This window comes from Candidatus Saccharimonadales bacterium (assembly GCA_036397795.1).
Lineage (GTDB): Bacteria > Patescibacteriota > Saccharimonadia > Saccharimonadales > DASWIF01 > DASWIF01.
Genome location: DASWIF010000010.1, coordinates 1 through 8,843, shown reverse-complemented (window position 1 = coordinate 8,843; position 8,843 = coordinate 1). Strand labels below are relative to the sequence as shown.

General features: G+C 50.9%; 11 protein-coding genes and 1 tRNA gene. 2 read left to right on the top strand and 10 right to left on the bottom strand.

The window, feature by feature from the left end; translation table 11 throughout:
- The 9 genes from VGA08_00660 to sodN all read right to left on the bottom strand — a co-directional run.
- Window positions 1–405 (bottom strand): hypothetical protein (locus VGA08_00660; protein ID HEX9679116.1); only part of this gene is annotated, 405 nt, incomplete at its 3' end.
- A 100-nt stretch (window positions 406–505) separates the two neighbouring features.
- A tRNA-Gln gene (locus tag VGA08_00655) sits at window positions 506–580 on the bottom strand.
- A gap of 196 nt (window positions 581–776) precedes the next feature.
- Complete coding sequence (locus tag VGA08_00650; protein HEX9679115.1) at window positions 777–1,124, bottom strand: hypothetical protein; 348 nt, start codon at window positions 1,122–1,124, stop codon at window positions 777–779.
- A 34-nt stretch (window positions 1,125–1,158) separates the two neighbouring features.
- On the bottom strand, window positions 1,159–2,346 hold the full coding sequence (locus VGA08_00645; GenBank protein ID HEX9679114.1) for an FAD-dependent oxidoreductase: 1,188 nt from the start codon (window positions 2,344–2,346) through the stop codon (window positions 1,159–1,161).
- The gene (locus VGA08_00640) at window positions 2,346–3,977 is read right to left on the bottom strand and encodes an FAD-binding oxidoreductase (protein HEX9679113.1); all 1,632 of its coding nucleotides are present in this window, start codon (window positions 3,975–3,977) and stop codon (window positions 2,346–2,348) included. Before VGA08_00640 ends, VGA08_00645 begins: the two co-directional genes overlap by 1 nt.
- 79 nt (window positions 3,978–4,056) lie before the next feature.
- Window positions 4,057–4,593 (bottom strand): hypothetical protein, encoded by a 537-nt coding sequence (locus VGA08_00635; GenBank protein HEX9679112.1) that lies wholly within the window; start codon window positions 4,591–4,593, stop codon window positions 4,057–4,059.
- Between the two features lie 64 nt (window positions 4,594–4,657).
- Entirely contained in the window at window positions 4,658–5,194 is a 537-nt protein-coding gene (locus VGA08_00630; GenBank protein HEX9679111.1) for a disulfide bond formation protein B, read from the bottom strand.
- A gap of 9 nt (window positions 5,195–5,203) precedes the next feature.
- A complete protein-coding gene (locus VGA08_00625) occupies window positions 5,204–5,524 on the bottom strand; it encodes a S26 family signal peptidase (protein ID HEX9679110.1) in 321 nt (106 codons plus the stop codon).
- Entirely contained in the window at window positions 5,521–5,907 is a 387-nt protein-coding gene (sodN, locus tag VGA08_00620) for a superoxide dismutase, Ni (GenBank protein ID HEX9679109.1), read from the bottom strand. The genes VGA08_00625 and sodN overlap by 4 nt, the downstream gene beginning before the upstream one ends.
- Window positions 5,908–6,018: 111 nt before the next feature.
- Between sodN and VGA08_00615 the strand changes: the two genes are divergently transcribed.
- On the top strand, window positions 6,019–6,972 hold the full coding sequence (locus VGA08_00615; GenBank protein HEX9679108.1) for a serine hydrolase: 954 nt from the start codon (window positions 6,019–6,021) through the stop codon (window positions 6,970–6,972).
- Here the strand turns inward: VGA08_00615 and trmD are convergent.
- Window positions 6,941–7,606: a tRNA (guanosine(37)-N1)-methyltransferase TrmD gene (trmD, locus tag VGA08_00610; protein HEX9679107.1), complete on the bottom strand. Its 666-nt coding sequence runs from the start codon at window positions 7,604–7,606 to the stop codon at window positions 6,941–6,943. The two genes, VGA08_00615 and trmD, sit on opposite strands and share 32 nt — an antisense overlap.
- Before the next feature lie 137 nt (window positions 7,607–7,743).
- On the opposite strand from trmD, the gene VGA08_00605 reads away from it, so the two are divergent.
- Window positions 7,744–8,697 (top strand): DUF1861 family protein, encoded by a 954-nt coding sequence (locus VGA08_00605; protein HEX9679106.1) that lies wholly within the window; start codon window positions 7,744–7,746, stop codon window positions 8,695–8,697.
- The last annotated feature ends 146 nt before the right edge of the window (window positions 8,698–8,843 follow it).

The following is an 8,843-nucleotide window of genomic DNA, read 5'->3' as shown; positions in this document are numbered from 1 at the left end:
AAATTCTCCCCGCTGTTCCTGAGAAAATGGATCACCACGGAATGCAGAAGGGAAATCTAATTCCATTTCACTCGCACCGCTGATTGCGGCCTGCATGGCTCTAGAAATCTGATTATCCTGAATATTCACATAGCTACTTCGTACACCTAGGGTTAATTGGGCAACCACTGTTCTTGCAGAATCACCAAGACTAGACTTAACTTCAATTTCACGCATCTGGTCGGTTTCAAAAATAAAAATAGATCCATTCCTTCGTAAATCCCTAAGGCGGTCTAGTATTTCCCTGTTGACTAGCACTGTTGAATCTGAGGAGTCCGGTTGTTCATGTGCAGTTGAAAGCGCAGTGATAGCGTGTGTGTCAAGCCATAGCACTGGAATTTCTGGCCGAGATACTCGATATTTCATATTGATTATTCTGTGTTATATAGAGAACGTACCTGTTTTATTATCATTAATTCTCGTTTATTGAAGGGCAATACACTAATGTCTTCTTTGGTGCAAGTCATGGCTGGGGAGGAAGGATTCGAACCTTCGATCTCCTGCTCCAGAGGCAGGCGCCTTACCGCTTGGCCACTCCCCATCGTCAAAGCTCTTCTTGGGCTTCAGAAACTCAACTGATTTAGACAGTTTCGTTTCTGGCCGCTTAAAGAAGGCTTTTTCCTCTCAGTTCGTCATACAGTCGACCTCCGGCTCCTTGGTTTGACGAACTGTAAAAAATGCTGTTTTTGTTCCACCGTAATTATCAGTTATCGGTTTGGAATTATCAAATAACCGGGTTAGCCGTAGAGTCTGCGGCGGGGTCTTTGCTTTTTTTCCAGGTATTCACGGATTTTTTGCTGGTCTATGTCGATCCGATCCAGGCTCTTTTTTAGCGACTGGCGAGACGACTTTAGTTCCTCCGCCAAACTATCAAGCGCATGTTTGGTCTGGGCGGCATAGTCCGGCTCGTCCCGCGGTTCGAGCTCTTTGATCGCTTCTAGCGTTTTAACAAACTGTTTAATATCGTTATGGATTAGGCTTAAGTGCTCGCTAACGTCGTGCAAACTGCTTTGCAAACCACCCTTTAGCGCCTCGACCATTTTGGTCAGACGCAAAACATCGTCCCGGCTGGCTGGATCGGCCATGTCATTAGTCTATCATCCTAAATGGGGTTTTAGCTCAACCGGAACCGGCGCAAATCTCACAGTCTTCCTCTATCTCGATGCCGTAATTCCAAATGCTCAAGGCTTTTTTTAGCGGCAGAAACCGCCAATATAAGCGCAAGTCAGCCACTCGTCTGAGCAGCCAGCCGATCCGGCCATAAATTTCGGCCCGGCCCCATCGAACTGCCGACCAGCGCGGCCCGACCGGAATCGCGTAAATCGGCCGTTTCGGCTGATAGCGTTGTGGGGGTTTGCCGGCGGCTACCCGCTTGAGATTATCGGCTAGATAATTAGCGTCGTGCAGCGCGGTCTGCGCCATACCGCTGAACTTGGTGGCGGCGCTATCGCCGATTATAAAAACATCGTTAACTGCCTGTAAGTGATCGTCTACTTCGACTTTATTGCCCTTAGTTAACTTAAAGAACGCGTGCTGGGCAAACAACGGATTATTGGTCATGCCGGCCGTCCAAACAACCGTTCTAGTGTCAATCGAGCCAGTCGGTAGTTTTAACGACTTATAGGATTCTGATTTGACGGCCATGCCTAAATAGAGGTTAACGCCGAGCCGCTTGAGCCGACGCTGAACCCGCCGAGAGAAACTGGCTGGCAGCAGTGGCATAACCCGGCTACCGGCCTCGATCAGGTTGATTCTAAACGAACGCTCAGGCAGCTGGTGGCGCCGCCGGATGTCACTCAAATAGGCCGTCAACTCGGCCGCCAGCTCGACGCCGGTCGCGCCCGCTCCCACTACCACATAATCGTTTTCCTCGTAGCCTTTTATTAGGCTGTCGTGCAGGTGGCGTTTAAGTTCAAGCGCCTCGTGGATACTTTTTACACCATAAGAGTACTTTTTAAGTCCGCGGATTTGGTAGTAAGCCGTAACGCTGCCGACGGCTAAGACTAAAACATCGTACGTCCAGGTCGATCCGCTAACGCCTAAAGACTGTTTCTTATCCGGATTAATATCTGTTATTTGGTCGTTGACGACCTCGATGTTTTTGCTGTTTTCAAAAAAATCTTTCAGCGGAATGGCTACTTCCAACGGCGAACGTCCGGTCGCCGACCGGTACAGGGCGGCATGGTATTCAAAGTAGGTATGGTCGGAGATAAGTTTGACGTCAAAGCGCGTATCATTGCTCAAATTGAGGGCCAGCCTGACTCCGCCAAATCCGCCGCCGACGATTATAATTCTCCGCGGCGACATTAAAACCGCCGGCGCATATGCTGCAGTGAAAATTGCCAATCGGCCTTGGTTTTCTTATGCGGGTTGAAAATGTTGTCGGGGTCGAAGATATCTTTAATTTGTTGCTGAATTTTCAGCGTCTCGGCGTCAAACATGTCCTTTAGAAATGGCCCTCGAATCAAGCCATCATTATGCTCGCCCGATAAGGAGCCGTCGTATTTAACCACCAGCTCGATGACCTCCTTTAACGCCGGCTCGATTTTAGAGCGTTCGTTGATATCGGTCAGATCCATCAGCGGGATGATATGAAAATTGCCGTCGCCCATATGTCCGGCGACGGTATAAAGAAACTCATAACGCTCCATAATTTCGGTCAAGCGAGGAAGAAATTGAGTCAAGTATTTTGGTGGCACGATCAAATCGTCGATAAACGGCGCCGTATGCTTGGACTTGACATTTTTTCTCAGCAAATTAAAGCTCTCCCGCCGCATGATCCAGAATTTTTCCTCGTGTTTTTTGTCGGCTGCCACATGGGTCTCGATATCGAATGTCTTAAGCCGCGACTGCACACGCTTGATCTGCCGGTCGATTTCCGCTTGTTTATCGCCTTCAAATTCGACCAGTAGTATCAGCTTGGGCAGGTTGGGCAAATACCTCAGCAATTTATTAAGAAGCGGGATAAAACTCAGGCCCAATAAAACGAACCGCTTAAGGCCAAGGGTCTTTCGAAAGCTGAGAAAAAACCTGATGGCAAACTTCAGAGTATGCTCGTCGAATGATTCTAGGCTGCTGGGGTTGAGCGGCAGTACGGCGTTGATGACGTCGCCCAGCCGATCCATATTCGGAAAGAAGGCCACGACCATGCCCGAGAGCGGCTTGGCCGGCACCAATTTAAACCTGACATCAGTTACTACCCCGAGCGTTCCTTGGGAACCAACGAATAATTTGGTCAAGTCTAGGGTTTTGCCGTTCCACATATCCCAGATGTTATAGCCAGTGGAATTTTTGCTGACTTTGGGGCGGGAATTTTTTATCACCGCCTGGCTTTTTCTGGCTAGATCATAGATCTGTTTATACAAACGGCCTTCCAGGCTCGGCTCTTTCAGTTTAGTTCTGAGTGCCGCGCCGCTTAGTGGACGGATGGTGTGCTCTTTGCCGTCCCGCAGGACGACGCTGAGTTGCTTGACGTATTTGTCGGTCTTGCCATAAATCAGCGACTTTTCCCCGCCAGCATTATTAGCCACCATACCGCCGATGGTGCAAAGATCCTTCGAGGCTGGATAGGACGGCATCAATTGGCGGGCGGCCAAAGTAATCGGCTCGAAATCGCGGTAATAGACCCCTGGTTCGACGTTTATTTCGTCCTCGTCCACCCGGCCGATGCCATTTAGGTGCTTGGTCGGGTCGACAATCAGCGAGTTGTTGATAGCCCCACCCGACATGTCGGTGCCGCCGCTTCTGACGGTCAACGATAATTCCGGGTTGTGGTCGCGGTGCTCGTTAACGAACTGTACGATGGCGCCAATGTCGGCCGCGTTGCGCGGCTCGATCACCAGCTTCGGAGTCAGCTCAAACAAACTGGCGTCGTGAGAGTAATTTTTTAAAATTTTTCGACTGCTCAGAATCTGCCCCTGGATTCTCTTGGCTAACATCCGTTTGATAGTTTTGGCTTTTAGCACGTTTAAACCACTCCGCTTTTGTTGTTGGGATTAACACAGCTTGGACTTAGGGCTAGGCTAGAACTGGAAACCGCTTAACCAAACCGGTTTTACGCCACCAGCCCCTCAAGCTCCACACCTGATCGGCGTCAGCTTTATAAAGGCCCATAAGTACCAGCGCGTAAATAATGTGGTCATCGATCACCGGGTGATTTTCCGGCGGAAAGGCTGACGACCACATCATGAGCAGCAATAATGCACCCGACCAGGCGGCCAACCGCATGGCTATGCCAAATAGCAGCGCCGTGCCAATACCCAAAAGGCCGAGCATAAACAGCCAATCGACTACCGTATTTCCGGCTAACCCTTGGTAGAAATCAGCCAGCGGCCCGTGTGTACCGAACTGCAAAAAGCCGTTGGTCGGCGACCCGCCGTTGAGCCACGACCGGACGCAATTAACCGCCACTGTATCCGTTTGCGGGTCGCGGCAGGTGGCGTAGCCGAGCCCGATTAACTTGTCAAAAAATGCCCATAAAAAAACTAACCCGAGCGAAATACGGGTCAGCCCCCAAATTTTTGCGGCCTTAGCCGGTTTGTCTTTTGCTGCCATAAAGTGTTCTCTCCTTATGACACCTTTCTAACACAGGCTGAAGGTTTTTACAATGCGCTTACGCTTAAACTGTGGCGCGGTTGATTATTAAAACCGCCGCGATGGCACTTATCGCTACGATAATTATCAGTTTTACCAACCGGTCTTGCTCTAAACGGCCAAACTTTATCGCTGGGGCGCTATTCGCGGCCAGCCACATCAGCCCGCCGATTGTCAAAAAGATAATAAATGAACCAAAGGGGATGGTTAAAAAGCCAAACCAATTTATCTGTGGTACGGCGCAGGACTGGCTGGTCAGCGAACAAGACAATAGATCCTCTTTGATGACGCCCCATTGGAGCAGGCTTTGGTAAAAGGCAATTAAGCCGCCGACTAGCGCCAGGGGCCAAACGTATAAATGCGCCTGCTTGTCCCGGCGCAGCATGGCGGCGCCTAAGATAAACGGTAGAGGGAACATAAAAATTCGTTGGTACCAGCACAGTTCGCAAGGCAGATAATTCAAAATATTGCTCAGTATCAGACTGCCAACAGTGGCGGCCGCCGAAATAAAAAAGGCCAATTCGTAAGGGTAACGTTTTATTAAATTAATTACCTTGGCCATTAATGAACCCTAGCCCGCTTGTCCGGCCGCTCGGTAATAGGTCGAGAAAGTCCGCGGCTGGCCCAGAGCCACACCGACGATCTGTGCCGGTCCGACTGCCCCGAACTCGCGGCTGTCAACGCTGTGAAAGTAGTTATCGCCCAGCAAAATATAGTCACCGTCTTCAATTGAGACCACCCGTTTGACATATTCCCGGCCGCCAACCCTTGCCACCACGACACTGCCCAGCTGCGGCTTTGTCCAGCGGCTGATAATCAATATCTGCTCGGACGCCAGCGTTGGCCACATGCTTTGGCCGACCACGCGTCTTAGCGTCAATGGCAATCTCATTTGGTGGCCTCAAAGGCCGTGGCTATCTCAGCTATCAAATCCAACAGCCGCTGGGCTGGCTTGGCATCGGTTGATTTTTTGGTCTGTCCCGCTTGTTTAGCCGCGCGCCAAAACAGATCGTGCAGGTCGGGCTGCTTGGTTAAGTGTTCCGGCTTAAAATAATCGGTCCATAACACCCATAAGTGATGCTTGACGAGCTCCGCCCGATCTTCCTTTATCCTGACCGCCCGCCACTTGTCTTCGGCCGACAAATCAGGATATTTCTGGCAGATCTTCAAGATTGACTCAGCCTCGATGCGGGCCTGGGCCGGATCATACACGCCACACGGTAAATCACAATGGGCGTAGGCTGGCTTAATAAACGATTTAACTCGTCTAAACATAACCCCTCCAACAACTTAGCTGGTTGCTATTATACCGCTAATTAGTTGTCAATTCTGTATTCAACTTGGTAAAATTAAATCAGCACATTTTAGTGTGGGCAAAAAATAAAAATGACACCAAAACAAAAACTGGTCTCAATTGACGTATTTGCGTTTGCTGTTACCGCCAGCCTGGTGTTGATTTTGTACGCCTCGCTCCGCGTGGTTAGTTTGGTTCAGCCGGCTAATATCAACTTTTCCTTGCCCCAAACCAAGTTGCCGGTAATTGCGTTACAATCAGACGAAGATGAATCAATTAATCAAGCCCGAATTATGAACCAGTTCAAAGACGCGTTGGACAAAATTTTAAGCGACTTCGACCAAACCGAACTCAATAGCGTAGGTGTGTTTGTCGAGCACTTGCCGAGCAGTCTAGCTACTGGAATTAACGACACCAAGCAGTTCATAACCGCCAGCCTGTATAAACCGTTTGCCGCCCTCGAAGCCCTAAAGTTGGTGGATGCTAAAACCCTAAGCGGCAGTTCGGTGCTAGCGGATGCCGGCGGGCGGACGCTGGACAAATGTATTTGGGATTCGATTACCGTCTCGGACAACCCCTGCGGCCATGCCCTGCTCAGCCTAACCGACTTGACTAGTAACCAAGGTCTCGGCCGGTTGCACGACGACGGTTACAAGCAAACCGATATGCGGGGTCTCTATCCGGTTTCAACCGCCCGCGACATCGGCCGGCTGTTTCAGCACATCTATCGAGTAGATTTGCTCGGTAAAAATAGCAATAAACAATTAACAAACGCTCTGTTAGCCCAGACTATCAACGACCGTCTGTCCACCGGCTTGGCTCCGGGCGATAAACTGGCCCATAAAACCGGTGATTTAGAGGGTTACGCCCATGACGGCGGCATCGTCTATTCGAAAACTGCCGGCGATTATATTATTGTCGTCTTAACCGGCCCGGACGCCGGCCGTACTCTGGGCCAGCGCTATGCTCGTTTTGGGCAATTACTAAAAAGCTTGGATGCCGTGATGGGCAAATTCAACGCCCAGCTCGACCCCGAGTCCGCTTAGCGGCCTGATCCGCCCGCCATTTTAAAACCTCGCCGTGGTGGCCGCTTAACAATACTTCGGGAACGACCAATCCCCGCCAACTGGCCGGTTTGGTGTACTGCGGATACTCGAGCGTCTCGCCGTCGGCAAACGATTCGATCTCGGCTGAGGTCTCGCCGCCCAATACGCCCGGTATCAATCGGCTGACGGCGTCCACCACCACCATGGCCGGAATCTCACCGCCGGTCAAAACGTAGTCGCCGACCGATAGTTCGACATCAACCAAACTGGCTACCCGCTCGTCTACGCCCTCGTAGCGACCGCAGACCAGTATCAATCCGGATTCAGCGACTAGCTGCCTCACCAGTGGCTGACGCAGTCTCTGGCCGCTCGGTGTTAATAAAATAATTTTAGCCTTGTCGTTGGTCTGTTGAGCTGTTTCGATAGCCGCCGCGATCGGTTCTGGCCTAAGCACCATACCGTCACCCCCGCCATAGGGCGTATCGTCGACCGTTTTGCGCGGTCCCAGCCCAAATTGCCTTAAATCAATCAGCTCGACGCTAATTAAACCCTTGTTTTGGGCTTTAAGCAGCATACTCTCGGCAAACGGCCCGTCAAACATTTTCGGAAACAACGTGATTATTTGGAGTTTCATCTGGCGATAATCGTAACATTCTATAGCCCCGGCGGGCATCTTTTGTCGAGGGCAAAAACAACTCAGCCCGGGGTGGGACTTGCCGAAATCCTATTTTTTAGTAGCATTAGGGCCAAGATGTATAGCGGCAGCAGCTGATGGTTACGGCTGAACGGTTAGAAAATTACGAACGATTCAACCAGTCTCAACTGTTGATCGAAGACTTGTTGCTTACCGCTCCCAAGCCGCGTAGCCCGGGACGGTTTTTAAACTTTACCGGCAACGGCGACTTAACGGTTTACAACGGCACCGCTCCTTTTGAGCACCACGGGCAAACCTATCTGGCGGCCCGAGTCGAGCCGTTTGACAATGAGTTTGATTCCTATACCGGTATTTTCCGCCATCAGGACGCCGATAACTGGCAACTGCAAACCGATTTGCCGGTATACCAGCTTCAGGATCCGGCCGTAAAGATAATTAACGGTGAGATTATTTTGGCCGGGGTTAAGGTCTTCGACCATCCGTTTCGCCCGGGTGACAAGTCATGGCAAACGGAAATTTGGCGCGGACCGGACTTCGCTTCTCTCTCCCGCTTCGCTGTCGGCCCGCCTGGCATGAAGGATATCCGCTTGGTCGAGCTGCCAGCTGGCCTAATCGGCGTATTTACCCGTCCCCAAGATCCCGCGTCGGGCAATTTGGGCAAAGCCGGCTTCACCACCATCAACCGACTAGAAGAGTTATCACCGGAAAAATTAATCCGGGCCCCGCTTATTCACGAGTTATTTAAAGACGGCGTCGAGTGGGGCGGTGTTAACGAAGCTCACGCTCTGGAAGACGGGCTGATCGGCCTAATCGGCCACATCGCCAGACGAGTTAACGACCAACGGGAGTATTACGCCATCTCCGCCGTATTCAACCCCGTTGATTTTTCCATAGACAAGCTGCAAATTATTAGCCAGCGGCGGGATTTTCCGGACTGCCTGCCAAAGAAAAAAGATATTTTTAATTGCGAATTCCCCGGTGGCGTAGTTCTCGATCCTATCAACACCGAGTTCTATACTGGGGTCAGCGACGTTAAGGGCGGCGCGATTGAAATCAACTATCCGTTTTAGCCGAGCTCGAGCTCGGCTCAGCCGGCAGCTACAGTGTCAAGTGCGGCAGCGCTTAAGACTAGCGGTTTTATAGGTTCTGTCGTTTCTACCTGGCGGTCAAAGGCTAGATTTACGATAGTCAGTAACATATCTTCATAACCCAAGCC

Excerpts from the sequence above, each read along its gene's own strand:
- VGA08_00650 (HEX9679115.1), bottom strand. The coding sequence starts at position 1,124 with ATGGCCGATCCAGCCAGCCGGGACGATGTTTTGCGTCTGACCAAAATG.
- VGA08_00645 (HEX9679114.1), bottom strand. The coding sequence starts at position 2,346 with ATGTCGCCGCGGAGAATTATAATCGTCGGCGGCGGATTTGGCGGAGTC.
- VGA08_00630 (HEX9679111.1), bottom strand. The coding sequence starts at position 5,194 with ATGGCCAAGGTAATTAATTTAATAAAACGTTACCCTTACGAATTGGCC.
- VGA08_00615 (HEX9679108.1), top strand. The coding sequence starts at position 6,019 with ATGACACCAAAACAAAAACTGGTCTCAATTGACGTATTTGCGTTTGCT.
- VGA08_00625 (HEX9679110.1), bottom strand. The coding sequence starts at position 5,524 with ATGAGATTGCCATTGACGCTAAGACGCGTGGTCGGCCAAAGCATGTGG.
- sodN (HEX9679109.1), bottom strand. The coding sequence starts at position 5,907 with ATGTTTAGACGAGTTAAATCGTTTATTAAGCCAGCCTACGCCCATTGT.
- trmD (HEX9679107.1), bottom strand. The coding sequence starts at position 7,606 with ATGAAACTCCAAATAATCACGTTGTTTCCGAAAATGTTTGACGGGCCG.
- VGA08_00640 (HEX9679113.1), bottom strand. The coding sequence starts at position 3,977 with ATGTTAGCCAAGAGAATCCAGGGGCAGATTCTGAGCAGTCGAAAAATT.
- VGA08_00605 (HEX9679106.1), top strand. The coding sequence starts at position 7,744 with ATGGTTACGGCTGAACGGTTAGAAAATTACGAACGATTCAACCAGTCT.
- VGA08_00635 (HEX9679112.1), bottom strand. The coding sequence starts at position 4,593 with ATGGCAGCAAAAGACAAACCGGCTAAGGCCGCAAAAATTTGGGGGCTG.